The sequence below is a fragment of the Enterobacter sp. SST3 genome, assembly GCF_000286655.1.
Taxonomy (GTDB): Bacteria; Pseudomonadota; Gammaproteobacteria; order Enterobacterales; family Enterobacteriaceae; genus Enterobacter; species Enterobacter roggenkampii.
In genome coordinates, this window is record NZ_ALNS01000001.1 from 122,474 (window position 1) to 149,092 (window position 26,619).

The window sequence follows — 26,619 nt, forward strand, 5'->3', positions numbered from 1 at the left end:
ATTTTACGTTGTTATCCTGGTAGCGTGTTAATCTGTCGGGAGCAGATCCCGGGAGGTTCAAATGCTTTATAGCTGCATGAATAATACAAAATGGAATGAGATCCGCATGGCAATGGTTAGCATTGAATCTTCCCCCTTATGGAAAATCACTTTTCTCAATGGCTATGAATCTGCAGTTGATGGCGAGTGGTTTTACCATTTCTGTGAAGGTGGCTATTTGGATATCAAGTATCTTGATATTATGACAAACTCAGTTGAACAACATACCATGGTAGGTACTATTCTTCGCGCTATTCATCTCCCAGGAATCGAGGTATCAACCGGTTATAGAATTTGGGGATACGCAGATTCGGTCAGCTATGTAGATTATCTTTAACTAGATAAAATCGGTTAATGGCTAACAGGAATACGTTAGTCTTTGAGTAGAATTGGCCTCTACTCCTCACTGTCTAAGCGTTACACTGAAAGTTATTAATTCAAAGTCAATACAATCAAACATCGTCCCATAGCGGCATCAATTCTGCAGGTAATTGTTCCTTATCAAACCCCTCAAACCAATACACTGAGCCTTGCGGTCCAATAATCGGCACTTCTCCCCACCCCGGATGAAACAATGCGCGACTCCAGTCAGGCTTGAGACGACCACGCCGTTTAAGGCGCTGACCATTACACGCAGTTGCTCGTATTGAAGGAAAATTAATAAAGAAACTTAACGGCATTTTCTCTTTGCGCGCACGTTGTAATTGCCTTGATATCCAGTCCTGGTTACGTTTGCGAAGTTTTTGTTTCATTGGCTACTGTTCTGATTCTACTCACTTATCAATCAATGCTCTCACTATAATCCGACGCCATGCTTTCTACAAGAGTGTCCGTTCTTAACTCAGTGCGGACCTTACCCACTTTTCTGCCCTTTCCGTATAATGAGCGGACGGTGATAGCGTCCGCTCAGTGTTGATGACTGTATGTGCATTAGTATAGCCATGCATCTTCTGTCATCAAAATGATGAAGCCACTCGTGCTTTTATCGGATAAACGTTCTTTTTACGCGAACAGAGGTTATGAAATAGGGAATCCAAATTAAAGCCGTAATTACGTTTCTAAAAACAGGCACAAGTTCATTATAGCCAATTTCAGCGCCAGGAATTAATATGTAAAGCAAGTAGGTATTAAATGACATTGTCGTCACGATTGATATTAAAAACAAAATATAAAGCTTTGGTAGCGATTTCTTCTTTTTTAGGAAAAATGAAAGAACGGTGACTGTAAAAAGAAATTCGCCTATATAAATAACCAGGGAAAGCATGAAGAAGATTTTTGCATTTGCATTCAAATGCGAATAGTTTTCTATCGTAAATTTAAATGCATCTGTCATTGCAAAAAGATAGGAAGCAGCAGTAACCACTAATCCTATAAGGGGTAAAAAAAGAAAACCTCCAATTTTCCTGAAACTTTTATCTTCACAACTGTCGCAAAACTCTCTGTCCTGAGGTATTTCGACCCCACACTTTATGCATCCCCATTCCATATATGGACCTTTGAAGTATTTTATAATTTACAATAGATTAAACGAAGTCTATTACAAACGCAACTGACTGATAAATAAGTATGCTGTGCAGGTAACTTTTTCGAGTAAATTTGTGTTAAGGGGGGATTCCCGCAGCATAGATATTCATTCTAAATCCCTACCAGGGACCGCTCTTTGCTAATAACGGTTCCTCAAACATTTCTTCCCGGTAGTTCTCGTCCTGAAACGGATATTTAAAGCGAAGTGCTAACGCTGAACGCCATAAGGTTATCTGTTGCACTTCAGTCCAGCTTCTCGATATTCAACCTAACCGCTTTCAGCGTTCTCCTGCGGATCCAGCCGCTGCCCGCCCGGATTATCAGCCAGTAAGCCGCCATCCTGAGCCGGGTGCTTCTGTCCGGGCAATCGACGAACGTTTCTGTACTGAGTTCATGCTGGCCTGGCGCCAATTCCGTTACCTGATAGCGCAGCAACAATGTCGCGCTGCCCGGCGTCACTGACGTCTGAAAAGCGCTGACATCCGGTACTTTTTCCAGACCAAAATCTGAACGCCAGAACTGTCCTCGCAAGCCATAGCAGAGCTCAGATGCTGAGTTTTTCAAAAGGGTAAAACTGTGCAGGCCAAAGTTGCCGATGGAGTTAGCCTGCTGATTACGCAGAAATTTCTGCGGTAATTGCCGTAAAAACATCAGCCGCCGAATGACGACATCTTGCCGAACGTCAAAGTTTGCAATCAACGGCAGAATATGTTCGGGATGCGCAGTATGAATGACCGTTCGGTGTTTTTCATGAAACTGGAACTGAGGTAAAAAAGCGGGGACATCCTTCCACTGAGCAAGCGCTTTGCGGGTTACGAATCCAGGATTCAGCATTTCTCTTCCTTGTCATCCCTTGAGTGCAGCCAGAGTATCAGATGGCGTTCCGCAAGCAATTACCAGGAAAAGAGAGGGGTATCTGGCCGAAATGCTCCCCCATCCGCAGCAGCAGAATTCCGGCCCATCACCCGTCTCAGTGCGCCGTAATATACGGCTCCTTCACAAACTCCGCCAGCAGCCAGACCATATCGTGCAGCAACCCGGTGAGTTCTTTCGCCACGCGCGCAGGCAGTGTCCCGCCAATCACCGCCAGCGTTAACGCCACGGCATAATCCACCTGCAACGTCGTCTCCTGCCAGCAGTCTGGCACGCAGGAAACGATCTTTTCTCCTGCGATGAGCCTTTCAACCAGATGTGGGGGAAGTTCTGTATCGCAACATTCACGCAGGCGTTTAAGCAGTGCCAGCAAGCGCTCGCAAAGTATGGAAAACGTCACGGGATCGTCAGTTTCAACCAGCACGCTCACACAGGCGGCGCAGGTGTCAGCCAGTTCGAAGAGATCTGCAGAATCGCAAAGTTGAAGATCGATGAGGTGGTGAACAGCGCTTTCTTCAGAGAGCGCATAAGAAAACTCAGGGACAGTAGCCATTTAGCATCCTCTTTAAGTAAAAATGTCACGTTATGCTAACGGGTTCCTACGCCCGGTTACGGATGGGCCGCAACGCAGGCACTTTACGGCGGTGAAAAAAGGATGGAAAGGGGATAACCCTGAATTACATAAGGTTGCTTGCAGGTTTGCGAGGCGGCTTCCAGAAGGGCATTGCCGGGTGGCGGCTACGCCTTACCCGGCCTACAAAAACCACCAACCAAACCGGCCGCTACCCCTCGCTCATCATCGCCAGAAACCGCTTCACCGTCCGCGAGCGTTCAAAGCGCCGCCAGCAGAGCGCGATATCGGTATAAAGCTCCGGCGAGCTCAGCGCGTGGTAGGTGACATTTGGCGGAGAAATGGCCGCCATGGATTTCGGCACCAGCGCAAACCCGCCGCCCGCGGAAACCATGCTCAGGGAGGATGAAAGCTGTGACGACTGCAGCGCGTGCTGCACGTCGATCCCGGCCCGCTCGCAGCAGCCGTGAACCCGGTCGTACAGGCCGGGCGCGACCTCCTGCGGGAACAACACCACCGGCGTATCCTGAAGCTGCTCTAACGCCAGCGAATCGCACGCCGCCAGCGGATGGTCGCGATGCAGCGCCACCACCATCGGCTCCCGATCGAGGATGGTTAACTCGAACGCCTTGCTGCTCTCGCACGGCAGGCGCACGAAGGCGATATCCAGTTCGCCCTCCGCCAGCATCGTCGTCAGCGACGACATATTGGCTTCCACCTGGTGAACCTGCACCGCCATGTTCTGCACCTGAAACTGGCGAATCAGCGCGAAAATTTTGGGATGAAAAGCATCGGAGCTGGTGATGCCAATCGACAGGTTACCGTTCAGCCCGCGCGCGATGCCGCGGGCTTTCTCCAGCGCGGCGTCGCTCAGCGCCAGGATCTTACAGGCGTCCTCGTAGAAGGCTTCTCCCGCTTCGGTCAGCTCCACGCCCCGCGTCAGGCGTCTGAACAGCGGCGTGCCCACTTCCTCTTCGAGCCGTTTGATCTGCTGACTCAGAGGAGGCTGCGAAATACCCAGCGCTTCGGCCGCCCTGGTGAAGTGTCGCTCGCGTGCAACCGCGACAAAATACCGCAGATAACGAAGTTCCATATCTAAAACGTCTCAAACCAGCATGGTTTCTATATTGGAACTCTCTGCTGAATCGGGTCAACATTTATTTAACCTTTCTAAATAAAGTTGAAGAGGACGAGCATGATGGTGCATTCATCTGCCTGCGACTGTGAAGCCAGCCTGTGCGAGACCCTGCGCGGGTTCTCCGCCCAGCATCCTGACAGCGTGATCTATCAGACATCGCTAATGAGCGCCCTGCTAAGCGGCGTGTACGAGGGGGAGACCACCATCGCCGATCTGCTGGCACACGGTGATTTTGGTCTGGGCACCTTCAACGAGCTGGACGGCGAAATGATTGCCTTCAGCAGCCAGGTGTACCAGCTGCGCGCCGACGGCAGCGCCCGGGCCGCGAAGCCGGAGCAGAAAACGCCGTTCGCGGTGATGACCTGGTTCCAGCCGCAGTACCGTAAAACCTTCGACGCGCCGGTCAGCCGTCAGCAGATCCACGACGTCATCGACCAGCAGATCCCCTCCGATAACCTGTTCTGCGCGCTGCGCATTGACGGCAACTTCCGCCATGCCCACACCCGCACCGTACCGCGCCAGACGCCGCCGTACCGCGCGATGACCGACGTGCTGGACGACCAGCCGGTGTTCCGCTTTAACCAGCGCGAAGGGGTGCTGGTCGGGTTCCGCACGCCGCAGCATATGCAGGGGATCAACGTGGCGGGCTACCACGAACACTTCATCACCGACGACCGTCAGGGCGGGGGCCATCTGCTTGACTACCAGCTGGAGAGCGGCGTGCTCACCTTCGGTGAAATTCACAAGCTGATGATTGACCTGCCCGCCGACAGCGCCTTTTTACAGGCCAACCTTCACCCCAGCAATCTGGATGCGGCGATCCGTGCCGTCGAAAACTAACAGGAGAACTACCGTGAACAGTGAGAAACAGTCACGTCAGTGGGCGCACGGCGCCGATTTGGTTGTCGGCCAGCTGGAAGCGCAGGGCGTGAAGCAGGTGTTCGGGATCCCGGGGGCGAAAATCGACAAGGTCTTTGACTCTCTGCTGGACTCCTCCATTGAGATCATCCCGGTGCGTCACGAGGCGAACGCGGCGTTTATGGCGGCGGCGGTAGGGCGGTTGACCGGCAAGGCCGGGGTGGCGCTGGTCACTTCCGGGCCGGGCTGCTCGAACCTGATCACCGGCATTGCCACCGCCAACAGCGAAGGCGACCCGGTGGTGGCGCTGGGCGGGGCGGTGAAGCGGGCGGATAAAGCGAAGCTGGTGCACCAGAGCATGGACACCGTCGCCATGTTCAGCCCGGTCACCAAATACGCCGTGGAGGTGAGTGCGCCGGACGCGATTGCTGAGGTGGTATCGAATGCGTTTCGCGCCGCCGAGCACGGCAGGCCGGGGGGCGCGTTCGTCAGCCTGCCGCAGGACATTGTTGACCAGCCCGCCACGGGGGCGATTTTACCCGCCAGCGGTCCCGCGCTGATGGGCCCCGCACCAGAATCCGCTATCAACGATGTGGCGAAGCTTATCGAAAAGGCCAAAAACCCGGTCATCCTGCTGGGGCTGATGGCGAGCCAGCCCGCCAACAGCGCGGCGCTGCGCAAGCTGCTGGAGAAAAGCCGTATTCCGGTCACCAGCACCTATCAGGCCGCCGGGGCGGTGAACCAGGAACACTTCACCCGCTTCGCCGGACGCGTCGGTCTGTTCAATAACCAGGCGGGCGACAGGCTGCTCCATCTGGCGGATCTGATTATCTGCATCGGCTACAGTCCGGTGGAGTACGAGCCGTCCATGTGGAACAGCGGCGACGCCACGCTGGTGCACATCGACGTGCTGCCTGCCTATGAAGAGCGTAACTACGTGCCGGATCTGGAGCTGGTGGGGGACATCGCCGAAACGCTGAATCAGCTCGCGAACCGTATCGACCACAAGCTTGAGCTGAGCCAGCGGGCCTCCGAAATTCTGGTCGACCGCCAGCATCAGCGCGATCTGCTCGATCGTCGCGGCGCCTCGCTTAATCAGTTCGCCCTGCATCCGCTGCGCATCGTGCGGGCCATGCAGGACATCGTGAATAACGACGTGACCCTGACCGTCGACATGGGCAGCTTCCACATCTGGATCGCCCGCTACCTCTACAGCTTCCGGGCGCGCCAGGTGATGATCTCCAACGGCCAGCAGACCATGGGCGTCGCGCTGCCGTGGGCCATTGGCGCGTGGCTGGTCAACCCGGGCCGCAAGGTGGTGTCGGTCTCCGGTGACGGCGGCTTCCTGCAGTCAAGCATGGAGCTGGAAACCGCGGTGCGCCTCAACGCTAACGTGCTGCACATCATCTGGGTGGATAACGGCTACAACATGGTTGCCATTCAGGAAGAGAAAAAATACCAGCGTCTTTCCGGCGTCGAGTTCGGCCCGGTCGATTTCAAAGTCTATGCCGACGCCTTTGGCGCGAAAGGCTTTGCCGTGGAGAGCGCCGACGCGCTCGAACCCACGCTGCGCGCGGCGATGGATGTGGATGGCCCGGCCGTGGTGGCCATTCCCGTCGACTACAGCGATAACCCGCTGCTGATGGGCCAGCTCCATCTCAGCCAGATTTTGTGACTCAACATAAGGACAGAGAAATGCAAAAAGTTGCTCTCGTAACAGGCTCAGGCCAGGGGATTGGTAAAGCGATTGCGCTTCGCCTGGTGAAGGATGGCTTTGCCGTCGCCATCGCCGACTATAACGCGGAAACGGCCAGAGCCGTGGCCGATGAAATTATCCGCAACGGCGGTAACGCCGTCGCCGTGAAGGTGGACGTCTCTGACCGCGAGCAGGTATTTGCGGCGGTAGAGAAAGCCCGCACCGCGCTGGGCGGTTTCCACGTTATCGTCAATAACGCCGGGGTCGCGCCGTCCACGCCAATCGAATCCATCACGCCGGAGATTGTCGATAAGGTCTACAACATCAACGTGAAAGGGGTGATCTGGGGGATCCAGGCCGCGATTGACGCGTTTCGCAAAGAGGGGCACGGCGGCAAGATCATTAACGCCTGCTCCCAGGCGGGCCACACCGGTAACCCGGAGCTGGCCGTCTACAGTTCCAGTAAATTCGCGGTGCGCGGCCTAACCCAGACCGCCGCGCGGGATCTTGCTCCGCTGGGGATCACCGTTAACGCCTACTGCCCGGGCATCGTGAAAACGCCGATGTGGGCGGAGATCGACCGTCAGGTCTCCGAGGCGGCGGGTAAACCGCTGGGCTACGGGACCGAAACCTTTGCCAAACGCATCACGCTTGGCCGCCTGTCCGAGCCGGAAGATGTCGCCGCCTGCGTCTCATACCTGGCAGGACCGGACTCTGACTACATGACAGGCCAGTCTCTGCTCATCGATGGTGGGATGGTGTTCAACTAAATTCTAATAAGCTCTGACATGAGTTTTCCCCTGCCCCCGTGCAGGGGCTTTTTTTTGTCTCCTCCGTCATTGTGCATTACACTGCGCGCTGCAAAACTTTAGTCATTACGATCTGACAGGCGGTAACAGCGATGAACGGTACAATCACAACGTGGTTTAAAGATAAAGGCTTTGGATTTATCAAAGATGAAAACGGCGACAACCGCTATTTTCATGTGATTAAGGTCGCGAACCCCGATCTGATTAAGAAAGATGCCGCGGTGACCTTCGAGCCTACCACCAACAACAAAGGCCTTTCCGCCTACGCGGTGAAGGTGATCCCCGAAAGCAAACATCTCTATATCGCAGGCGAGCGCGTAAAGCTCACCTCGATCAAATCCTTCGTGGTGTTCAGCGAAGAAGAGCCCGTTGATACCAAAATCGACAAAGAGAACGCGGTGCTGTCGGTGGGCCTGCTGATGAACAGCATCAAGCCAAAATCCGATAAAAAGCCGGGCGAAATGCGCACGGTGAAGAAGCTGGCGATCACCACCTTCCAGAATACGACGCTGATCTTCACCGAAGATGAGATCGACATCGATGCCACGGTGAAGCTGCTGAAGTAATTGTTTGCCGGGTGGCGGCACGCCTTACCCGGCCTACGAAAAACCATCAACGCGGCACGAAACGTAGGCCCGGTAAGCGCAGCGCCACCGGGCACCGCCGCACGCACTTAACCCATCCTGTGCTCGCCCCGTAACATCGCCTCACGGTTAAACACCTTCTGGATCTTCCCGTGCGCCATCAATGCCGCCCGGTCGGACATATGGGCAATCACGTCCGCGTCGTGGCTCACCAGCAGATACGTCATCTCATGCTCGGCCTTCAGGCGGTTAAGCAGGTTCAGGATTTCCGCCTGCACCGACATATCCAGCGCCGAGGTCGGCTCGTCCAGCAGCAGTAGCTGCGGGCGCAGCAGCAGCGCCCGGGCAATCGCAACGCGCTGACGCTGGCCGCCGGAAAGCTGGTGCGGATAGCGACTGCCCGCGTCGGCGGAGAGCCCCACCTCGTGCAGCGCATTGGCCACCTTCTCCGCGACCTGGGTCTCGCCGCGAATGTTCAACGGCTCCGACAGCGTGCGAGAAATCGAGTGGTTGGGATGCAGCGACGCCCACGGATCCTGAAACACCATCTGCACGTTGCGGCGAAGCTCGCCTTCAAAGCGTCGCCCTGGCGTTAACGCTTCTCCCAGTAGCGCAATACTGCCGCGCCACTCGCGCTGCAGCCCCGCCAGCACGCGCAGAATAGTCGATTTCCCGCAGCCGGATTCGCCAATCAGGCTGAACGTCTCGCCTTTCTCAATGCTAAAGCTGGCGGCCGAAACCGCCGTTTTTTCCCCGAAGGCGACCTGCACCTGGTTAACCTCAACGATCGCCATCGCTGGCCTCCTTCCACGGCTGCGAACGGTCGAGCGTCGGCAGCATCTGCCCATAGGTATGGGCGTCTGGTCGACAGGTCCACAGGGTTCGCGTGTACGGATGCGTCGCCAGCGGGAGCTGGCTCGCTGTCATCTCATCCACCTTTTCGCCCTGATACATCACCAGCACGCGGTCGCAGTGCTCCGCCACCAGCGGCAGATCGTGGCTGATGAGCAGCATCGCCATCTGGCGTTCTTCGCACTGCTGCACCAGCAGCTCGAGGATCTGGTTGCGCAGGCGGGCGTCCAGCGCGGAGGTCGGTTCGTCGGCAATCAGCACCTGCGGGTTGTTGATCAGCGCCATCGCAATCATCACCCGCTGGCCCATGCCTCCGGAAAGTTCGCCGGGATAGCGTGACAGCACGTTCTCGCTCAGCCCGACGGCGCGGAGGATGTCGTGAATACGTGCCGTACGCTCCGGACGCGGCAGGCGCTGATGCAGGGTCAGCGCCTCATCAAGCTGCGCGGCGACGCTTTTCACAGGGTTAAGGGCGTAGCGCGGGTCCTGCAGGACCATCGCAATCCCGTTGCCGCGCAGCGCCTGCCAGCGGCGGGCGTTCAGGGTCAGCAGATCGTTGCCCAGCACGTTAAGCCGGTTGGCGCTTACGATACCGGGTTTACGCACCAGACCCATCAGGGCGCGGGCGGACATGGACTTGCCGGAGCCGGATTCCCCCACCAGCGCCAGCCGCTCGTTGCCAAGCGTAAAGCTCAGGTTGTTGACCACGCGTGCGGCGGGGTAGTCGATATTCAGCGCATCGACGATGACGCGGTGTTCAGTCATGCTGTGGCTCCAGTACATCGCGCAGGCCATCGCCCAGCAGGTTAAACGCCAGGCTGGCAAACAGAATCGCTCCGCCCGGAATAGCGGCAATCCACCACTGGTCGAAAATCACCTGCATGCCGTCGGCAATCATCGCGCCCCATTCGGCCATGGGCGGCCGTGCGCCAAGGCCGAGGAAGCCGAGACCGGCGGCGGCCAGAATAATCCCCGCCAGATCCAGCGCCAGCCGCACAATCGCGGACGGCAGGCACAGGGGCAGAATATGGCCGACCAGCAGGCGCGGGCCGCGGATCCCCATCATCTCCGCGGCGGCCAGATAATCGCTGTGGCGCAGACGCTGAATCTCGCTCCGGGCCTGACGCGCGTAGGCGGGCCAGCTGGTTAAGGCCAGCGCCAGCGCGCCGTTGACCAGCCCCGGGCCGAGCATCGCCACAAACGCGAAGGCGAGGATCAGGCGCGGCATCGACATCACCACGTCGGTAAAGCGCATCAGGACTCGCTCCAGCCAGCCGCCGTAGTAGCCGGACAGGATCCCCACCAGCAGCCCGGCGGGCAGGGTGATAACGGTGACTAATGCCACCAGCCCGAGCGCCGGACGGGTGCCGTAAATCAGGCGCGAGAGCAGATCGCGCCCGTAGCTGTCGGTGCCCAGCCAGTGCTGGCCGTTCGGTGCCTGCAGGCGCGCGGCGGCGTCCTGCCAGTTCGGATCAACCGGTGCCAGCCAGGGCGCGAACAGGGCAATAAACACCAGCAGCGCCAGGGCAATCAGCCCGCAAACGGCGGCAGGGGAGCGGCGCAGGCGGCGTAAGAAGAGATAAAACGGCATCAGCGCACCCTGGGATCGGTCGCCCGCACAAGCAGGTCGGTAAGGTTATTGATCAGGACAAAGCAGACGCCGATCAGCAGCGTGCCGCCCATGACCGCGGTGGTGTCTCCGGCGAACAGGGCGGTGGTGAGATAGCGTCCGATGCCCGGCCACGAGAAGACGGTTTCGGTTAATACCGCACCTTCCAGCATGCTGGTATAGGCCAGGGCGATCACCGTCAGCAGGGTGCTGCGAATGTTCGGCAGCACGTGGCGCAGCAGAATGGTCATCTCCCCGGCGCCCTTGGCGCGGGCAAGCAGGATGTACTCCTTGTTCATTTCGCTGAGGCAGGCGGAGCGGGTCAGACGGGTAATGCTCGCCAGCGAGTAGTAGGCCAGCAGCACCACCGGCAGCACCAGGTGGCTGATGGCGTTGCGGAATGCCTCGCGATCGCCGGAAAGCCAGGTATCTATCAGCGCAAAGCCGGTGCGCGGCTCGACGGTGAACTGCCAGATATCGTCCAGCCTGCCGGGGCCCGCGCTCCACTGCAGCTTCGCGTAGAACAGAGCCAGCATCAGCAGGCCGAGCCAGAAAATCGGCACCGAGTTGCCGAGCAGGGTGAGCGTTCTGATCGCTAAATCGAGCGGCGAACCGGCGTAGCGGGCGCACAGCACACCCGCAATCACGCCGAGTATCGTGCCGATAATTAGCGCCAGCGTTGCCAGCTCCAGCGTGGCGGGGAAGGCGTGCAGCAGATCCTGCAGCACCGGCTGCCCGGTGGCGCTGGCGGTGCCTAAATCACCGTGGGCGAGGCTCTGCAGATAGTGCCAGAACTGCACGGGCAGCGGTCGATCCAGCCCGAGCTGGTGGCGAACCTGATCGTACGTGGACTGGCTGGCGTGATCGCCGACGATCTGCAGCACGCGATCGACCGGTGAAAACGCCGAGAGCGCAAACGTGACGAGCAGCAGCCCGAAGAGCGTGAGCAGCAGGGTCAGCAGGCCCTGAAGCACGCGGGTGGAAAGATGTGGCATGGAAAATCTCTTTATGCCGGGTGGCGGCTTCGCCTTACCCGGCCTACAAAAACCGAACACCGCAGGCCGGGTGAGCGAAACGCCACCCGGCTTTTTTACACCTCAAAATCCAGTTCTTCCTCTTCCCGCAGCGGTATCAGCTGAACCTTCTGCACGCGATGGTTTTCAATCTGGAGCGTTTTAAGCCGATAGTCGCCGACCTGAACCTCTTCCCCCGGCTGTGGGATACGCTGCAAATACTCCATCAGCAGACCGGCAATGGTGTGGTATTCCCGTTTATCATCCAGCGGCAGCGGCACATACTGCACCAGGTCTTCCAGCGGCATATGGCCGTTAGCCGTCCACGAGCCGTCGGCGTTTTTCTGAATGTCGTGGCGGGCGTCAATCTCATCCACCTCGTTTGGCAGATTACCGGCAATGGTTTCCATCACGTCGCTGAGCGTGACCAGCCCTTCCACCGAACCAAACTCATCCACCACAAAGGCAAAGTGGGTGCGCGCGTTACGGAATTGCTCAAGGGCGGAAAGCAACGGCAGCCCCTCCGGGAAGACCAGCGGCTGGCGAACCAGAGCGCGGAGATTGAGCGGCTCACCGTGGAGCTGCTGCTGGAGCAGATCAATGACGTGTACCACGCCCAATAGCTCCTCTTCCGCTTCCCCGCCGGTCACCACCACGCGGGTGTGCTGGTTTTTATCCAGCAGGGCGCGAATGTGCGCTTCCGGGGCCGTCAGGTCAATATGCTCTATATCATGCCGCGACGTCATAATGCTGCTGACCGTACGCTGGTTCAGATTGAGCACTCGCTCAATCATCCGTCGTTCCTGCGGGTCAAAGATCTGCCCGTCGCTGTGGTCGGCCAGCATGGCGGAGGATTCGGCGTCCAGCTCCGCATCCTCTTTCTTGCCGCTTAACAGACGCATGACCGTGTCGGCTGTGCGCTGACGCAGAGTCTGATTGGCGGAAAGGAAGCGACGGCGGTTGAATATCGCCAGCTGGTTAAGCGCTTCAATCATGACGGAGAACCCGATGGCGGCATACAGGTAGCCTTTCGGAATATGGAAGCCAAAACCGTCGGCCACCAGGCTGAAGCCAATCATCAGCAGGAAGCTCAGGCAAAGGATAACGATGGTCGGGTGACTGTTCACGAAGCGGGTCAGTGCCTTGCTGGCCATGACCATCAGCGTGATGGCAATAATGACCGCGGCCATCATCACCGCAAGGTGGTCCACCATCCCGACGGCGGTGATCACCGAGTCCAGGGAGAAGACCGCATCCAGCACCACGATTTGCGCGACCACCGGCCAGAATTTTGCTCCGCGGCGCTGGGTCGGGTTCTCGCTGTCTTTGCCTTCCAGCCGCTCGTTGAGCTCCACGGTGGCTTTGAACAGCAGGAATAGCCCGCCGAAGAGCATGATCAGATCGCGGGCGCTAAAGCTCAGACCGTGAATGGAGAACAGAGGCTGAGTGAGCGTGACCAGCCAGGAAATAGAGGCCAGCAGCAGTAAGCGCATCACCATCGCCAGCAGCAGCCCCGTTACGCGCGCGCGATCGCGCTGGGAAGGGGGCAGTTTTTCAGCGAGGATGGCGATAAAAACCAGATTATCAATCCCGAGCACCAGCTCGATGACAACCAGCGTAACCAGCCCGGCCCAGATTGAGGGATCGGCAATCCATTCCATAGTAGTAGCAATACCTTCTGTAACATGACTAATGACACAATTCGATCATGGATAAAGCTGTGGGAAAATGCAATGTCAGTATGAGATTTCTCTCAATAATCATTAAATTAAAACTGGCGGGTATAATAGTTTTAATTTATCCAGGAAATCTGTATTTATCCGAAATAACAAAATTAAGAAATATCGCATTAAAAGATGGTCAATCATAACGCTGTCAACATAAAGAAATTCTTAAAAATAAAGTGCATTTCTAAATAAATTCTTAAAAGTTGACGTTCGGAACCCGTTTTCTTGCCTGTTTTGGGATTAACTGTTACAAGATTATTAGCCTAAAAAAGGATATCTCCCGTTAAGGATTGATGTTTTTTTTGGGCGATTAACGAAATAGTGCCTGCGTATTTTGAATGCTTCATTTATTTCACCAGTAAAAAATTCTTGCGGTTTTTTGCCTGTAATTCATTGTGTTATAGCGTATTGGTAGCTGGAAGCCAAGGGCGGTAGCGTGCCTGAATGTGTGTGGGTGGGCCATGATTACGTTGTCAACAGTGACTGGCCAAATAGCGTTTTTTTTAGGAATGATGCCACTTATATTTTTATTTAATTAGCTACATTCTTAATGCATTTTAGATTCACACGTATTTAAATTGCACAGGATAATTACTCTGCCAAAGTGATAAATAATCAATGATGAACTCCAAAATGAAATTGATGCCATTATTGGTGTCTGTGACCTTGATGAGCGGTTGCACGGTCTTTCCCGGAAGCAATATGTCTACAATGGGCAAGGATGTGATCAAGCAACAGGATGCCGATTTTGATCTCGACAAAATGGTGAATGTTTATCCACTTACGCCTCGTCTGGTCGAACAATTACGCCCACGTCCAAACGTTGCCCAGCCAAATATGTCACTGGACCAGGAAATTGCTTCCTACCAGTATCGCGTAGGGCCTGGAGACGTCATTAACGTGACCGTCTGGGATCACCCCGAACTGACCACGCCAGCGGGCCAGTACCGTAGCTCAAGCGACACCGGTAACTGGGTGCAGTCAGATGGCACCATGTTCTATCCCTACATTGGTAAAGTCCATGTAGCAGGGAAAACGCTTGCCGAGATCCGCAGTGATATTACCGGCCGCTTAGCGCAGTACATCGCCGATCCGCAGGTGGACGTTAATATCGCCGCATTCCGCTCGCAAAAAGCCTATATCTCCGGCCAGGTGAACAAATCTGGTCAGCAGGCCATCACCAACGTTCCTCTGACCGTGCTGGATGCCATTAACGCCGCAGGCGGGTTAACCGACGGCGCCGACTGGCGCAACGTGGTACTGACCCACAACGGGAAAGAGCAGCGCATTTCGCTGCAGGCGCTGATGCAAAACGGCGATCTGACCCAGAACCGCCTGCTTTATCCGGGCGACATCCTCTATGTACCACGCAATGACGATCTTAAAGTCTTCGTGATGGGTGAAGTGAAGAAACAGAGCACCCTCAAGATGGACTTCAGCGGTATGACGCTGACCGAAGCGCTGGGCAATGCTGAGGGTATCGATCTGACGACCTCTAACGCGACCGGTATCTTCGTGATCCGTCCGCTGAAAGGTGAGGGCAGCGCGAAAGGCAAGATTGCCAACATCTACCAGCTGGATATGTCCGATGCGACCTCTCTGGTGATGGCGACGGAGTTCCGTCTCCAGCCATACGACGTGGTGTATGTCACTACCGCACCGGTTGCCCGCTGGAACCGTCTGATCAACCAGTTGCTGCCAACCATCAGTGGCGTTCGCTACATGACGGATACGGCGCGCGACATTCATACCTGGTAATCCGCGATGTTTAACAAAATTCTGGTGGTATGCGTGGGGAACATTTGCCGTTCCCCTACGGCTGAACGGTTGTTGAAACACTACCAGCCCGAACTGAACGTTGATTCGGCAGGGCTGGGTGCACTGGTCGGTAAAGGTGCCGATGAGCGCGCAATGAGCGTGGCGCGGGACCATCACCTCTCTCTCGACGGGCATGTTGCCCGCCAGGTCACTGGCCGCATGTGCCGTGAGTATGACCTGATTCTGGCGATGGAAAAACGCCATATTCAAGCGCTGTGCGATATCGCTCCGGAGATGCGCGGTAAGGTGATGCTGTTTGGACACTGGGACAATGAACGTGAAATCCCCGATCCATATCGCAAAAGCCATGAGGCTTTCGAGGCGGTTTACACCTTACTTGACCAGTCTGCCCAACAGTGGGCGCAGGCACTGAAAGCTCAGCAGGGATAACAATGACAGAAAAAACAAAACCTTCTGCCGCCCCGACTTCGGGCAGTGATGAAATTGATATTGGGCGCCTGGTTGGCACGGTTATCGAGGCAAAGTGGTGGGTGCTGGGCATTACCGCCGTGTTTGCCGCGGCGGCCGTCGTCTATACGCTGTTCGCCACCCCTATCTACAGCGCCGATGCGCTGGTGCAGATCGAGCAGAATACCGGTAACTCGCTGGTGCAGGACATTGGCTCTGCGCTGGCGAACAAGCCGCCGGCCTCTGACGCTGAAATCCAGCTCATCCAGTCACGTCTGGTCCTGGGTAAAACGGTTCACGACCTTGGGCTCGATATCTCCGTCACCAAAAATACCTTCCCAATCTTTGGTGCGGGCTGGGATCGGCTGATGGGCAGAAGCAACGACACGGTGAAGGTCACTGACTTCGTGCTGCCAAAAGGGGCAGCCGATCAGACCTTTACCCTGACGGTGCTTGGCCCGAAACAGTATCAGTTGACCAGCGACGCGGGCTTTAGCGCGCGCGGTGAAGTCGGACAGATGCTGAGCAAAGACGGCGTCAGCATGATGGTCAGTGCGATCAACGCCCAGGAGGGCGGGGAGTTTACCGTCACCAAATTCTCCACGCTGGGGATGATCAACAACCTGCAAAACAACCTGACCGTTACCGAAAACGGTAAGGACACCGGCGTGCTGAGCATGACCTTTACCGGGGAGGATAAGGATCAGATCCGCGACATCCTGAACAGCATTACCCGCAACTACCTTGAGCAGAACGTTGAGCGTAAGTCGGCTGAAGCGGCGAAAAGCCTGGCGTTCCTGTCGAAACAGCTCCCGGAAGTGCGCGCCCGCCTGGATGATGCCGAGAACAAGCTGAACGCCTACCGCCAGGATAAAGACTCTGTCGACCTGCCGCTGGAGGCGAAATCGGTCCTCGATTCGATGGTCAACATTGACGCTCAGCTCAACGAGCTGACCTTCAAAGAGGCGGAGATCTCCAAGCTTTACACCAAACGTCACCCGGCTTACCGCACGCTGCTGGAGAAACGCCGCACGCTGGAAGAGGAGAAGGCGAAGCTCAATGACCGTGTGACCGCGATGCCGAAAACGCAGCAGGAGATCGTGCGTCTGACCCGCGACGTGGAGTCAGGACAGCAGGTTTACATGCAGCTGCTGAACAAGCAGCAGGAGCTGAAAATCACCGAGGCAAGCACCGTGGGTGACGTGCGCATCGTCGACCCGGCGATTACCCAGCCTGGCGTGCTGAAGCCGAAGAAAGCGCTGATCATTCTCGGCAGCATTATTCTCGGCCTGATGCTCTCCATCGTTGGCGTGCTGCTGCGTTCGCTGTTCAACCGCGGTATCGAAAGCCCGCAGGTGCTGGAAGAGAACGGTATCAACGTCTATGCCAGCATTCCGCTGTCTGAGTGGCAAAAATCCCGTGACAGCGTGAAAACCATCAAAGGCGTTAAGCGTTACAAACAGAGCCAGCTGCTGGCGGTGGGTAACCCAACCGACTTGGCGATTGAAGCGATACGCAGCCTGCGTACCAGTCTGCACTTCGCCATGATGCAGGCTAAAAACAACGTCCTGATGCTGACCGGTGTTAGCCCGTCAATCGGTAAAACCTTCGTCTGCGCCAACCTGGCGGCGGTCGTTAGCCAGACCAACAAGCGCGTGCTGCTTATCGACTGCGATATGCGCAAGGGCTACACCCACGAGCTGCTGGGCACCAACAACGTCAACGGTCTGTCGGAGATCCTGCTTGGCAAAGGTGACATCAGCCAGAGCGCGAAACCGACTACCGTGCCGAAATTTGACCTGATCCCACGTGGGCAGGTACCGCCTAACCCGTCCGAGCTGCTGATGAGCGAACGCTTTACCGAGCTGGTTGAGTGGGCGAGCAAAAACTACGACCTGGTGCTGATCGATACGCCGCCGATTCTGGCCGTGACCGATGCTGCCGTTGTGGGTCGCCATGCGGGTACGACGCTGATGGTGGCGCGTTACGCGGTGAACACCCTGAAAGAGGTGGAAACCAGCCTGAGCCGCTTCGAGCAGAACGGGATTGAGGTGAAAGGGGTGATCCTGAACTCCATCTTCCGCCGCGCGACCGGGTACCAGGATTACGGGTATTACGAGTACGAATATAAGTCTGACAGCAAATAACAATCCCCCTCACCCTAACCCTCTCCCGAGGGGAGAGGGGCGGGGTGAGGGATCAGGGGAAGATCATGACCACACAACGCCCTTTAGTTTCAATCTATATGCCGACATGGAATCGTCAGCAGCTGGCGATCCGCGCAATCAAGTCGGTGTTACGTCAGGATTACGATAACTGGGAGCTGATCATCGTTGATGACTGCTCTTCCTCGTATGAACAGCTGCAAAAATTCGTGACTGACCTCAACGACCCGCGGGTGGTCTATACCCACAACGAGATTAACTCTGGCGCCTGTGCTGTACGAAATCAGGCGATTATGCAGGCCAAAGGGCAGTATCTGACCGGCATCGACGACGATGACGAATGGACGCCAAACCGCCTGTCTATTTTCCTGTCGCATAAAGAGCAGCTGGTCACGCACGCGTTCCTGTATGCCAACGACTATGTCTGTCAGGGCGAGGTGTACTCGCAGCCTGCCAGCCTGCCGCTCTATCCGAAATCACCGTACTCTCGACGCCTGTTCTACAAGCGCAACATCATTGGTAACCAGGTCTTCACCTGGGCGTGGCGCTTCAAGGAGTGCCTGTTCGATACCGAACTGAAGGCCGCGCAGGATTACGATATCTTTCTGCGCATGGTGGTGGAGTATGGCGAGCCGTGGAAAGTGGAAGAGGCCACGCAGATCCTGCACATCAACCACGGGGAGATGCAGATCACCTCGTCGCCGAAGAAGTTCTCGGGCTACTTCCATTTTTACCGCAAGCACAAGGACAAGTTTGACCGTGCCAGCCGTAAATATCAGCTCTTTACCCTCTATCAGATCCGCAATAAGCGCATGAACTGGCGCACGCTGCTGACGCTGTTGTCCATACGTAACGGCAAGCGCCTGGCTGATGGACTTCGGGGGAAATAATGTTTCTGGAAGATTGCCGCGCTAACAGCTGGAGCCTGCGTCCTTGCTGCATGGTTCTGGCGTACCGCATCGCGCATTTTTGCTCGGTGTGGCGTAAGAAAAATATCCTGAACAACATCTGGGCGGCCCCCGTACTGGTGCTGTACCGCATCATTACCGAATGCTTTTTTGGCTATGAAATTCAGGCCGCTGCCACCATTGGCCGTCGCTTTACCATCCATCACGGCTATGCGGTGGTGATCAACAAGTTCGTGGTCGCCGGGGATGATTTCACCATCCGCCATGGGGTGACCATTGGCAACCGTGGGCCAGACAGCCTGGCCTGCCCGGTCATTGGCAATAACGTCGAGCTGGGCGCGAACGTGGTGATCATTGGCGACATTACGATTGGTAACAACGTCACGATTGGTGCGGGCAGCGTGGTGCTGGACACCATTCCGGATAACGCGCTGGTGGTGGGAGAAAAAGCCCGCGTGAAGGTGATTAAATGAATATTCTGCAATTTAACGTACGCCTCGCAGAAGGCGGAGCGGCAGGGGTGGCGCTGGATCTGCACCAGCGCGCGCTGCAAAAAGGACTTCAGTCTCGATTTATTTATGGCTATGGCAAGGGCGGCAAGAAAAGCGTCAGTCACGATAACTTCCCGCAGGTGCACAAGCACACGCCGCGCCTGACCTCGATTGCCAACATTGCGCTGTTCCGTCTGTTTAACCGCGATCTGTTTGGCAACCTGAATACGCTTTATCGCACGGTGACCCGCACTACCGGCCCGGTTGTGCTGCATTTTCACGTGCTGCACAGCTACTGGCTGAATCTGGAAGAGGTGGTAGCGTTTTGTCAGAAGGTGCAGGCCCACAAGCCCGACACCCGCTTCGTCTGGACGCTGCACGATCACTGGAGCGTAACCGGCCGTTGCGCATTTACCGACGGCTGCGAAGGCTGGAAAAACAACTGCCAGAAATGCCCGACGCTGAGCAACTATCCGCCGGTGAAGGTGGATCGCGCGCACAAGCTGGTGGCCGGAAAGCGTCAGCTTTTCCGCGACATGCTCTCGCTCGGCTGTACGTTTATCTCCCCGAGCCAGCACGTGGCCGATGCCTTCAACAGTCTGTATGGGGCAGGGCGCTGCCAGATTATTAACAACGGCATCGACGTGGCGACGGAAGCCATTCTCGCCGACCTGACGCCGGTGGCGCAAACCACGGGCAAACCGAAAATCGCTATCGTTGCGCATGACCTTCGTTACGACGGGAAAACCAACCAGCAGCTGGTGCGCGACATGATGGCGCTGGGTGACAAAATTGAGCTTCACACCTTCGGCAAATTTTCACCGTTTGAAGGGACTAACGTGGTCAACCACGGGTTTGAAACCGATAAGCGCAAGCTGATGAGCGCGCTGAATGAAATGGATGCGCTGGTGTTCAGCTCCCGCGTGGATAACTACCCGCTGATCCTCTGTGAAGCGCTCTCCATCGGCGTGCCGGTGATTGCCACCCACAGCGATGCGGCACGTGAGGTGCTGGAAAAATCCGGCGGGAAAACTTTTGCGGAGCAGGAGGTTCTGCCGCTGGTGCAATTGCCGAAGGCGCAGATCGCTCAGGCCGTTTTTGGCACCGACCTGGAATCGTTCCGCAACCGCAGCCGCAAGGCCTACAGTGGACAACAGATGCTGGAGGAGTATGTCTCGTTCTATCAGAATCTGTAGTTATCTGCTGCTGCCGCTGATTTACCTGCTGGTCAACGTTAAGATTGCCCAGCTCGGCGAAAGCTTCCCGATAACTATCGTCACCTTCTTGCCCGTTCTGCTTCTGCTGTATGTCGATAAAATCAACCTGAAGAAGCTGATGATTGCCTTAGGGTTGGGTACGGGTCTGACGCTTTTTAACTATATCTTCGGTCAGTCGCTGGATGCCAGTAAATACGTCACCTCGACCATGCTGTTTGTTTATATTGTCATTATTATCGGAATGGTCTGGAGTATTCGCTTTAAAACGATTTCTCCGCACAATTATCGGAAAATCCTCAGGTTCTTTTATATTGCCGTTGCGTTAATTGTTATGCTTGCTGCTATGGAGATGGCGCAAATTATTCTCACCGGCGGCAGCAGCCTGATGGAGATAATTTCGAAATATCTCATTTACAGCAACAGCTATGTATTGAACTTCATCAAGTTCGGCGGGAAGCGTACCACGGCCCTCTATTTTGAACCGGCGTTTTTCGCTTTGGCGTTAATCTCAATTTGGCTCAGCATCAAACAGTTTGGTATCAAAACGCCTAAGACCGATGCTATGATTCTTGCAGGAATCGTTCTGTCTGGATCGTTCTCAGGGGTAATGACATTTATCCTGTTTTACCTGCTGGAATGGGCGTTTCAGTACCTGAACAAAGATGCGATTAAGAAAAAACTGCCGCTGGCGATTATCTCCCTGACGGTATTTATGGTGGGCGTGATATTTGCTTTCCCCTACATCTCAGAACGTCTGGGTGATTTGGGAACGGAAGGATCCTCGTCCTATTATCGCATCATTGGACCACTGGTGATGGTGGGTTATTCCTTAACCCATATTGATGGTGTAGTAAGATTCGGCTCACTTTACGAATATGTTGCATCATTCGGAATCTTTAACGGTGCGGATGTCGGTAAAACCATAGACAATGGTCTGTATCTGTTAATTATTTATTTTTCGTGGTTCGCCGTACTGTTGACGCTGTGGTATCTGTTTAAAGTTTTCAAAATGATGATTAACGCGTTTGGTGATAACCAGAACTTTCGCGTGCAACTTTATCTGTTTACGCCGGTGTCGCTGTTTTTTACCGGGTCAATATTTAGCCCGGAATATGCTTTCTTGATTGTCTGTCCGTTTATTCTGCGCAAGGCGCTTAATATTACGCACGTATGACGAAATGAGGTGATTTATGTTTCTTAGCGTCATTACTGTCGCTTTTCGTAATTACGAAGGGGTGGTAAAAACCTGGCGCTCGCTGCGCAACCTGGCGCGCGATCCAAGCCTCACCTTTGAGTGGATTGTGGTCGACGGCGGCTCGAACGATGGCACGGCAGAGTTTCTGGAAAAACTCAACGGTGAGTTCAACTTACGCTACATCAGCGAGAAAGATAAAGGCATCTACGATGCAATGAACAAAGGCATTAACATGGCGCAAGGCCGTTATGCCATCTTCCTGAATTCGGGTGATATCTTCCATGACGACGTGGCGCTGTTTGCCCGTCAGCTGGCGCGCCAGAAAGAGGACGCCATGTATATTGGCGATGCGCTGCTTGATTTTGGCGACGGACATAAAGTGTGCCGCAGCGCGAAGCCGGGCTGGTATATCTACCACAGCTTACCCGCCAGCCATCAGGCCATTTTCTTTCCGGTAAAAGGTCTGAAAAAACAGCCTTACGATTTGCAGTATAAAGTGTCATCCGATTATGCGCTGGCCGCCAGTCTGTATAAGTCAGGTTACCCGTTCCGCCGAATTAAAGGGCTGGTATCTGAGTTTTCAATGGGGGGTGTGTCAACCTCGAATAATCTGGAGTTGTGCCAGGATGCCAAAAACGTGCAGCGTAAAATATTACGCGTGCCGGGATTCTGGGCGGAATTATCTTATTTTTTACGCGTGCGTACCACGAGTAAAACGAAAGCCTTATATAACAAAGCCTGAATATAAGGAAACGTAATGCAGGATCTGAACGGTTTCTCCGTACCGAAAGGTTTTCGGGGGGCAGGCGGTATTAAAGTGCAGCTATGGTGGGCGGTTCAGGCCACCTTATTTGCCTGGTCACCGCAAATACTTTACCGCTGGCGAGCATTTTTATTGCGTCTCTTTGGCGCAAAAATAGGAAAAAACGTAGTCATTCGTCCTTCGGTGAAAATTACCTATCCCTGGAAATTAACGCTTGGGGATTACGCCTGGGTAGGGGATGACGCGGTGTTATATACCCTGGGCGAGATTACGATTGGCGCGAATTCGGTGGTTTCACAGAAATGTTATTTGTGCACCGGCAGCCACGACTTTATGAGTCAGCATTTTGATATTACCGCTTCGCCTATTGTGATTGGTGAAAAATGCTGGCTGGCAACGGATGTTTTTGTTGCACCGGGTGTTTCTGTTGGCGATGGCACGGTAGTCGGTGCCCGCAGCAGCGTTTTTAAATCGCTACCGGCAAATAAAATTTGTCGTGGCAACCCCGCAGTGGTGATACGCGAACGCGTTGAAACTGATTAAATTCATAAGTAGAGGAATATAAACATGTCTAAAGTCGCTCTCATCACCGGCGTTACCGGGCAGGATGGTTCTTACCTGGCAGAGTTACTGCTGGAAAAAGGTTATGAAGTACACGGTATTAAACGTCGTGCGTCTTCATTTAACACCGAACGTGTCGATCATATTTATCAGGATCCTCACGCGGCGAACCCGAAATTCCACCTGCACTACGGCGACCTGACCGATACCTCCAACCTGACCCGTATCCTGCAGGAAGTGCAGCCGGATGAAGTGTACAACCTGGGCGCGATGAGCCACGTTGCGGTCTCCTTCGAGTCTCCGGAATACACCGCTGACGTGGACGCCATGGGTACCCTGCGTCTGCTGGAAGCGATCCGCTTCCTGGGTCTTGAGAAGAAAACCCGTTTCTACCAGGCATCCACCTCTGAGCTGTACGGCCTGGTGCAGGAAATCCCACAGAAAGAGACCACGCCGTTCTACCCACGTTCTCCGTACGCGGTAGCGAAACTGTACGCCTACTGGATCACCGTGAACTACCGTGAATCCTACGGCATGTACGCCTGTAACGGCATTCTGTTCAACCACGAATCTCCACGTCGCGGCGAAACCTTCGTGACCCGCAAAATCACCCGCGCAATCGCCAACATTGCGCAGGGTCTGGAATCGTGCCTGCACCTCGGCAACATGGACTCCCTGCGTGACTGGGGCCATGCCAAAGACTACGTGAAAATGCAGTGGATGATGCTGCAGCAGGAACAGCCAGAAGACTTCGTGATCGCCACCGGCGTGCAGTACTCCGTTCGTCAGTTCGTCGAAATGGCTGCCGCTCAATTGGGCATCAAGCTGCGCTTCGAAGGCACCGGCGTGGAAGAGAAGGGCATCGTGGTTTCCGTGACCGGCCATGACGCACCGGGCGTGAAGCCAGGCGACGTGATTGTGCAGGTTGACCCACGCTACTTCCGTCCTGCTGAAGTGGAAACCCTGCTGGGCGACCCAACCAAAGCGCACGAGAAGCTGGGCTGGAAACCAGAAACCACTCTGCAGGAGATGGTTTCCGAGATGGTAGCCAAAGATCTTGAAGCAGCGAAAAAACACTCCCTGCTCAAATCTCATGGCTACGAGGTTGCCATCGCGCTGGAGTCCTGAGAATGACAAAACAACGTATTTTTGTCGCCGGTCATCGCGGAATGGTGGGTTCCGCGATTGTTCGCCAGCTCGAACAGCGCGGTGACGTCGAAGTGGTTGTCCGCACGCGCGACGAGCTGAACCTGCTCGACAGCCGTGCGGTACAGGACTTCTTTTCGAACGAACGTATTGACCAGGTGTATCTGGCGGCGGCGAAGGTGGGCGGCATTGTTGCCAACAACACCTACCCGGCGGATTTCATCTACGAAAACATGATGATTGAGAGCAACATCATTCACGCGGCGCATCTGCACAACGTGAACAAGCTGCTGTTCCTCGGCTCATCCTGTATTTACCCGAAAATGGCAAAACAGCCGATCGCTGAAAGCGAGCTGCTGCAGGGCACGCTTGAAGCCACCAACGAGCCGTACGCGATTGCCAAAATTGCCGGGATCAAGCTGTGCGAGTCCTACAACCGTCAGTACAACCGCGACTATCGCTCGGTAATGCCGACCAACCTGTACGGACCGCACGACAACTTCCACCCGAGCAATTCGCACGTGATCCCGGCGCTGCTGCGCCGCTTCCACGAGGCGACCGCCGAGAACGCGCCGGATGTGGTGGTGTGGGGCAGCGGTACGCCGATGCGCGAATTCCTGCACGTGGACGACATGGCTGCGGCCAGCATTCACGTGATGGAGCTGGATCGCGAGGTGTGGCAGGAGAACACCGAGCCGATGCTGTCGCACATCAACGTGGGCACCGGCGTGGACTGCACCATTCGCGAGCTGGCGCAGACCATCGCGCAGGTGGTGGGCTACAAAGGCCGCGTGGTGTTTGACGCCACGAAACCGGACGGCACGCCGCGCAAACTGCTGGACGTGACCCGTCTGCATCAGCTGGGCTGGTATCACGAGGTGTCACTGGAGCAGGGGCTGGCCAGCACCTATCAGTGGTTCCTGGAAAACCAGCACCGCTTCCGGGGGTAACGATGTTTTTAAGTCAGGAAGATTTTGCCACGGTAGTGCGTTCCACTCCGCTCATCTCAATTGATTTGATCGTGGAGAACGAACGCGGCGAGTTCTTGCTGGGGAAACGAACCAACCGTCCTGCACAGGGCTTCTGGTTCGTGCCCGGCGGGCGCGTGCAAAAGGATGAGACGCTGACCGATGCGTTTGAGCGTCTCACTCTGGCGGAACTGGGCCTGCAGTTGCCGATGGCAGCGGGCCAGTTTTACGGGGTCTGGCAGCACTTCTATGACGATAACTTTTCGGGTACCGGGTTCTCCACGCACTACATCGTGCTGGGGTTCCGCCTGAAGGTGAGTGAGGCAGACCTGCGTCTGCCTGATTCTCAGCATGACGACTACCGCTGGCAGACGCCAGAGGCGCTGCTGGCGAGCGACAATGTGCATGACAACAGCCGTGCCTATTTCCTCGCTGAACGTCAGTCCGGGGTGCCGGGCTTATGAAGATCCTCGTATACGGAATCAACTACTCGCCGGAATTAACCGGCATCGGAAAATACACCGGCGAGATGGTCGAGTGGATGGCGAGCCAGGGACATGACGTGCGGGTCATTACCGCGCCGCCGTACTACCCGGAGTGGAAAGTGGGGGAGCGCTACTCAAGCTGGCGCTACCGTCGCGAAGAGGGGGCAGCGACCGTCTGGCGCTGCCCGCTGTATGTGCCTAAGCAGCCCTCGACGCTGAAGCGCTTGATTCATCTCGGCAGCTTTGCCCTGAGCAGCTTCTTCCCGCTGATGGCGCAGCGTCGCTGGAAGCCGGATCGCATTATCGGCGTGGTGCCGACGCTGTTTTGCACGCCGGGCATGCGCCTGCTGGGCAAACTCTCCGGCGCGCGCACCCTGCTGCACATTCAGGATTATGAAGTGGACGCCATGCTGGGCCTGGGGATGGCAGGCAAAAGCAAAGGCGGCAAGGTGGCGAAGCTCGCCAGCGCGTTTGAGCGCAGTGGCTTACACAACGTGGACTACGTCTCAACGATCTCGCGCTCCATGATGAACAAAGCGCAGGAGAAAGGTGTCCCGGCGGAGAAGGTGATCTTCTTCCCGAACTGGTCCGAAGTGGCGCGTTTTCGCGACGTGACTGAGCAAGACGCTCAGGCGCTGCGCGGGCAGCTCGGTTTGCCTGAAGATCAAAAAATCATTCTTTACTCAGGCAATATCGGCGAAAAGCAGGGGCTGGAGAGCGTGATCGAGGCGGCTCAACTGCTGAACGAACATCCATGGATGTTTGTGATTGTCGGGCAGGGCGGTGGAAAAGCGCGGCTGGAAAAAATGGTAAGCGTTCGCGGCCTGACCAACGTGAAATTCTTCCCGCTTCAGTCTTACGAGGCATTGCCTGCGCTGCTGAAGATGGGCGACTGCCATCTGGTGGTGCAAAAGCGCGGCGCGGCGGATGCGGTGCTGCCGTCCAAGCTGACCAACATTCTGGCCGTGGGCGGTAACGCGGTGATTACGGCCGAAGCCGAAACTGAATTAGGCCAGCTATGTGACAGCTATCCGGGGATTGCGGTGTGCGTAGAGCCGGAATCGGTTCCGGCGCTGGTCACCGGCATTGAACAGGCACTTGCCATGCCAAAAGTGAACACGGTGGCACGTGAATATGCCGAACGCACGCTCGAGAAAGAGAACGTGCTGAGCCAATTTATTGCAGATATACGGGGATAAAT

At 55.7% G+C, this 26,619-nt stretch carries 28 protein-coding genes; 18 read left to right on the top strand and 10 right to left on the bottom strand.

Annotated elements, in window-relative coordinates:
• Positions 1-61 precede the first annotated feature (61 nt).
• A complete protein-coding gene (locus B498_RS20540; RefSeq protein ID WP_008499398.1) occupies positions 62-376 on the top strand; it encodes a DUF6678 family protein in 315 nt (104 codons plus the stop codon).
• Positions 377-491: 115 nt separating this feature from the next.
• Here B498_RS20540 and B498_RS23030 read toward each other — a convergent pair whose 3' ends face one another.
• The 5 genes from B498_RS23030 to B498_RS20520 all read right to left on the bottom strand — a co-directional run bounded on the left by B498_RS23030 (position 492) and on the right by B498_RS20520 (position 4,100).
• Positions 492-791, bottom strand: coding sequence for a hypothetical protein (locus B498_RS23030; RefSeq protein ID WP_126287360.1), 300 nt, complete (start codon positions 789-791; stop codon positions 492-494).
• A gap of 230 nt (positions 792-1,021) precedes the next feature.
• Complete coding sequence (locus B498_RS20535) at positions 1,022-1,525, bottom strand: DUF2569 family protein (protein ID WP_008499399.1); 504 nt, start codon at positions 1,523-1,525, stop codon at positions 1,022-1,024.
• A 281-nt stretch (positions 1,526-1,806) separates the two neighbouring features.
• Complete coding sequence (locus B498_RS20530; RefSeq protein WP_008499400.1) at positions 1,807-2,397, bottom strand: hypothetical protein; 591 nt, start codon at positions 2,395-2,397, stop codon at positions 1,807-1,809.
• 136 nt (positions 2,398-2,533) lie between these two features.
• Entirely contained in the window at positions 2,534-2,989 is a 456-nt protein-coding gene (locus tag B498_RS20525; protein WP_008499401.1) for a hypothetical protein, read from the bottom strand.
• A 229-nt stretch (positions 2,990-3,218) separates the two neighbouring features.
• The gene (locus tag B498_RS20520; RefSeq protein WP_008499402.1) at positions 3,219-4,100 is read right to left on the bottom strand and encodes a LysR family transcriptional regulator; all 882 of its coding nucleotides are present in this window, start codon (positions 4,098-4,100) and stop codon (positions 3,219-3,221) included.
• A 105-nt stretch (positions 4,101-4,205) separates the two neighbouring features.
• Between B498_RS20520 and budA the strand changes: the two genes are divergently transcribed.
• The 4 genes from budA (at position 4,206) to B498_RS20500 (ending at position 8,074) form a co-directional block, all read left to right on the top strand.
• Positions 4,206-4,985: an acetolactate decarboxylase gene (gene budA / locus B498_RS20515; protein ID WP_031275271.1), complete on the top strand. Its 780-nt coding sequence runs from the start codon at positions 4,206-4,208 to the stop codon at positions 4,983-4,985.
• Positions 4,957-6,678 carry an acetolactate synthase AlsS gene (alsS, locus tag B498_RS20510; RefSeq protein WP_247608344.1) on the top strand — a complete coding sequence of 574 codons (1,722 nt, stop codon included), beginning with the start codon at positions 4,957-4,959 and terminating at the stop codon, positions 6,676-6,678. Before budA ends, alsS begins: the two co-directional genes overlap by 29 nt.
• Before the next feature lie 20 nt (positions 6,679-6,698).
• Positions 6,699-7,469 carry a (S)-acetoin forming diacetyl reductase gene (locus B498_RS20505; RefSeq protein WP_008499406.1) on the top strand — a complete coding sequence of 257 codons (771 nt, stop codon included), beginning with the start codon at positions 6,699-6,701 and terminating at the stop codon, positions 7,467-7,469.
• A 131-nt stretch (positions 7,470-7,600) separates the two neighbouring features.
• The gene (locus B498_RS20500) at positions 7,601-8,074 is read left to right on the top strand and encodes a cold-shock protein (protein WP_008499407.1); all 474 of its coding nucleotides are present in this window, start codon (positions 7,601-7,603) and stop codon (positions 8,072-8,074) included.
• A 107-nt stretch (positions 8,075-8,181) separates the two neighbouring features.
• Here the strand turns inward: B498_RS20500 and B498_RS20495 are convergent, their stop codons facing one another.
• From B498_RS20495 to B498_RS20475, 5 genes are all read right to left on the bottom strand, one after another.
• The gene (locus B498_RS20495; protein WP_008499408.1) at positions 8,182-8,886 is read right to left on the bottom strand and encodes an ABC transporter ATP-binding protein; all 705 of its coding nucleotides are present in this window, start codon (positions 8,884-8,886) and stop codon (positions 8,182-8,184) included.
• Entirely contained in the window at positions 8,873-9,709 is an 837-nt protein-coding gene (locus B498_RS20490; RefSeq protein ID WP_008499409.1) for an ABC transporter ATP-binding protein, read from the bottom strand. Before B498_RS20490 ends, B498_RS20495 begins: the two co-directional genes overlap by 14 nt.
• Positions 9,702-10,535: an ABC transporter permease gene (locus tag B498_RS20485; RefSeq protein WP_008499410.1), complete on the bottom strand. Its 834-nt coding sequence runs from the start codon at positions 10,533-10,535 to the stop codon at positions 9,702-9,704. The genes B498_RS20490 and B498_RS20485 overlap by 8 nt, the downstream gene beginning before the upstream one ends.
• Entirely contained in the window at positions 10,535-11,548 is a 1,014-nt protein-coding gene (locus tag B498_RS20480; RefSeq protein ID WP_008499411.1) for an ABC transporter permease, read from the bottom strand. Before B498_RS20480 ends, B498_RS20485 begins: the two co-directional genes overlap by 1 nt.
• Positions 11,549-11,643: 95 nt before the next feature.
• Positions 11,644-13,227 (bottom strand): TerC family protein, encoded by a 1,584-nt coding sequence (locus B498_RS20475; RefSeq protein ID WP_008499412.1) that lies wholly within the window; start codon positions 13,225-13,227, stop codon positions 11,644-11,646.
• Positions 13,228-13,911: 684 nt separating this feature from the next.
• Here B498_RS20475 and B498_RS20470 point away from each other — a divergent pair.
• The 13 genes from B498_RS20470 (at position 13,912) to wcaI (ending at position 26,617) form a co-directional block, all read left to right on the top strand.
• A complete protein-coding gene (locus tag B498_RS20470; protein ID WP_008499413.1) occupies positions 13,912-15,051 on the top strand; it encodes a polysaccharide export protein in 1,140 nt (379 codons plus the stop codon).
• Between the two features lie 6 nt (positions 15,052-15,057).
• Positions 15,058-15,501 (top strand): low molecular weight protein-tyrosine-phosphatase Wzb, encoded by a 444-nt coding sequence (gene wzb / locus B498_RS20465; RefSeq protein WP_008499414.1) that lies wholly within the window; start codon positions 15,058-15,060, stop codon positions 15,499-15,501.
• 2 nt (positions 15,502-15,503) lie between these two features.
• On the top strand, positions 15,504-17,666 hold the full coding sequence (gene wzc, locus B498_RS20460) for a tyrosine-protein kinase Wzc (protein ID WP_008499415.1): 2,163 nt from the start codon (positions 15,504-15,506) through the stop codon (positions 17,664-17,666).
• A gap of 65 nt (positions 17,667-17,731) precedes the next feature.
• Entirely contained in the window at positions 17,732-18,574 is an 843-nt protein-coding gene (gene wcaA, locus B498_RS20455; RefSeq protein ID WP_021241458.1) for a colanic acid biosynthesis glycosyltransferase WcaA, read from the top strand.
• On the top strand, positions 18,574-19,065 hold the full coding sequence (gene wcaB / locus B498_RS20450) for a colanic acid biosynthesis acetyltransferase WcaB (protein WP_008499417.1): 492 nt from the start codon (positions 18,574-18,576) through the stop codon (positions 19,063-19,065). Before wcaA ends, wcaB begins: the two co-directional genes overlap by 1 nt.
• Complete coding sequence (gene wcaC / locus B498_RS20445; protein WP_008499418.1) at positions 19,062-20,279, top strand: colanic acid biosynthesis glycosyltransferase WcaC; 1,218 nt, start codon at positions 19,062-19,064, stop codon at positions 20,277-20,279. Before wcaB ends, wcaC begins: the two co-directional genes overlap by 4 nt.
• A complete protein-coding gene (gene wcaD, locus B498_RS20440; protein ID WP_008499419.1) occupies positions 20,254-21,474 on the top strand; it encodes a colanic acid polymerase WcaD in 1,221 nt (406 codons plus the stop codon). Before wcaC ends, wcaD begins: the two co-directional genes overlap by 26 nt.
• A gap of 16 nt (positions 21,475-21,490) precedes the next feature.
• Positions 21,491-22,237 carry a colanic acid biosynthesis glycosyltransferase WcaE gene (gene wcaE / locus B498_RS20435; protein ID WP_008499420.1) on the top strand — a complete coding sequence of 249 codons (747 nt, stop codon included), beginning with the start codon at positions 21,491-21,493 and terminating at the stop codon, positions 22,235-22,237.
• A gap of 15 nt (positions 22,238-22,252) precedes the next feature.
• Positions 22,253-22,801 carry a colanic acid biosynthesis acetyltransferase WcaF gene (gene wcaF / locus B498_RS20430; protein ID WP_008499422.1) on the top strand — a complete coding sequence of 183 codons (549 nt, stop codon included), beginning with the start codon at positions 22,253-22,255 and terminating at the stop codon, positions 22,799-22,801.
• A gap of 24 nt (positions 22,802-22,825) precedes the next feature.
• Positions 22,826-23,947, top strand: coding sequence for a GDP-mannose 4,6-dehydratase (gene gmd / locus B498_RS20425; protein WP_003863514.1), 1,122 nt, complete (start codon positions 22,826-22,828; stop codon positions 23,945-23,947).
• Positions 23,948-23,949: 2 nt separating this feature from the next.
• Entirely contained in the window at positions 23,950-24,915 is a 966-nt protein-coding gene (gene fcl, locus B498_RS20420; RefSeq protein ID WP_008499423.1) for a GDP-L-fucose synthase, read from the top strand.
• 2 nt (positions 24,916-24,917) lie between these two features.
• On the top strand, positions 24,918-25,397 hold the full coding sequence (locus B498_RS20415; RefSeq protein ID WP_008499425.1) for a GDP-mannose mannosyl hydrolase: 480 nt from the start codon (positions 24,918-24,920) through the stop codon (positions 25,395-25,397).
• Positions 25,394-26,617, top strand: a complete 1,224-nt coding sequence (gene wcaI / locus B498_RS20410) for a colanic acid biosynthesis fucosyltransferase WcaI (protein ID WP_008499426.1) — start codon at positions 25,394-25,396, stop codon at positions 26,615-26,617. Before B498_RS20415 ends, wcaI begins: the two co-directional genes overlap by 4 nt.
• Positions 26,618-26,619: the final 2 nt, after the last annotated feature.

Bases quoted from the DNA above. Each gene is read 5' to 3' on its own strand.
- wcaF (WP_008499422.1), top strand. From the start codon at position 22,253: ATGCAGGATCTGAACGGTTTCTCCGTACCGAAAGGTTTTCGGGGGGCA.
- fcl (WP_008499423.1), top strand. From the start codon at position 23,950: ATGACAAAACAACGTATTTTTGTCGCCGGTCATCGCGGAATGGTGGGT.
- B498_RS20540 (WP_008499398.1), top strand. From the start codon at position 62: ATGCTTTATAGCTGCATGAATAATACAAAATGGAATGAGATCCGCATG.
- B498_RS20480 (WP_008499411.1), bottom strand. From the start codon at position 11,548: ATGCCACATCTTTCCACCCGCGTGCTTCAGGGCCTGCTGACCCTGCTG.
- wcaC (WP_008499418.1), top strand. From the start codon at position 19,062: ATGAATATTCTGCAATTTAACGTACGCCTCGCAGAAGGCGGAGCGGCA.
- B498_RS20535 (WP_008499399.1), bottom strand. From the start codon at position 1,525: ATGGAATGGGGATGCATAAAGTGTGGGGTCGAAATACCTCAGGACAGA.
- wcaA (WP_021241458.1), top strand. From the start codon at position 17,732: ATGACCACACAACGCCCTTTAGTTTCAATCTATATGCCGACATGGAAT.
- B498_RS20485 (WP_008499410.1), bottom strand. From the start codon at position 10,535: ATGCCGTTTTATCTCTTCTTACGCCGCCTGCGCCGCTCCCCTGCCGCC.
- B498_RS20525 (WP_008499401.1), bottom strand. From the start codon at position 2,989: ATGGCTACTGTCCCTGAGTTTTCTTATGCGCTCTCTGAAGAAAGCGCT.
- B498_RS20475 (WP_008499412.1), bottom strand. From the start codon at position 13,227: ATGGAATGGATTGCCGATCCCTCAATCTGGGCCGGGCTGGTTACGCTG.
- wcaB (WP_008499417.1), top strand. From the start codon at position 18,574: ATGTTTCTGGAAGATTGCCGCGCTAACAGCTGGAGCCTGCGTCCTTGC.
- gmd (WP_003863514.1), top strand. From the start codon at position 22,826: ATGTCTAAAGTCGCTCTCATCACCGGCGTTACCGGGCAGGATGGTTCT.
- budA (WP_031275271.1), top strand. From the start codon at position 4,206: ATGGTGCATTCATCTGCCTGCGACTGTGAAGCCAGCCTGTGCGAGACC.
- B498_RS20470 (WP_008499413.1), top strand. From the start codon at position 13,912: ATGATGAACTCCAAAATGAAATTGATGCCATTATTGGTGTCTGTGACC.
- B498_RS20500 (WP_008499407.1), top strand. From the start codon at position 7,601: ATGAACGGTACAATCACAACGTGGTTTAAAGATAAAGGCTTTGGATTT.
- wcaI (WP_008499426.1), top strand. From the start codon at position 25,394: ATGAAGATCCTCGTATACGGAATCAACTACTCGCCGGAATTAACCGGC.
- alsS (WP_247608344.1), top strand. From the start codon at position 4,957: ATGCGGCGATCCGTGCCGTCGAAAACTAACAGGAGAACTACCGTGAAC.
- wzc (WP_008499415.1), top strand. From the start codon at position 15,504: ATGACAGAAAAAACAAAACCTTCTGCCGCCCCGACTTCGGGCAGTGAT.
- wcaD (WP_008499419.1), top strand. From the start codon at position 20,254: ATGTCTCGTTCTATCAGAATCTGTAGTTATCTGCTGCTGCCGCTGATT.
- B498_RS20520 (WP_008499402.1), bottom strand. From the start codon at position 4,100: ATGGAACTTCGTTATCTGCGGTATTTTGTCGCGGTTGCACGCGAGCGA.
- wcaE (WP_008499420.1), top strand. From the start codon at position 21,491: ATGTTTCTTAGCGTCATTACTGTCGCTTTTCGTAATTACGAAGGGGTG.
- B498_RS20505 (WP_008499406.1), top strand. From the start codon at position 6,699: ATGCAAAAAGTTGCTCTCGTAACAGGCTCAGGCCAGGGGATTGGTAAA.
- B498_RS20495 (WP_008499408.1), bottom strand. From the start codon at position 8,886: ATGGCGATCGTTGAGGTTAACCAGGTGCAGGTCGCCTTCGGGGAAAAA.
- B498_RS23030 (WP_126287360.1), bottom strand. From the start codon at position 791: ATGAAACAAAAACTTCGCAAACGTAACCAGGACTGGATATCAAGGCAA.
- B498_RS20490 (WP_008499409.1), bottom strand. From the start codon at position 9,709: ATGACTGAACACCGCGTCATCGTCGATGCGCTGAATATCGACTACCCC.
- B498_RS20530 (WP_008499400.1), bottom strand. From the start codon at position 2,397: ATGCTGAATCCTGGATTCGTAACCCGCAAAGCGCTTGCTCAGTGGAAG.
- wzb (WP_008499414.1), top strand. From the start codon at position 15,058: ATGTTTAACAAAATTCTGGTGGTATGCGTGGGGAACATTTGCCGTTCC.
- B498_RS20415 (WP_008499425.1), top strand. From the start codon at position 24,918: ATGTTTTTAAGTCAGGAAGATTTTGCCACGGTAGTGCGTTCCACTCCG.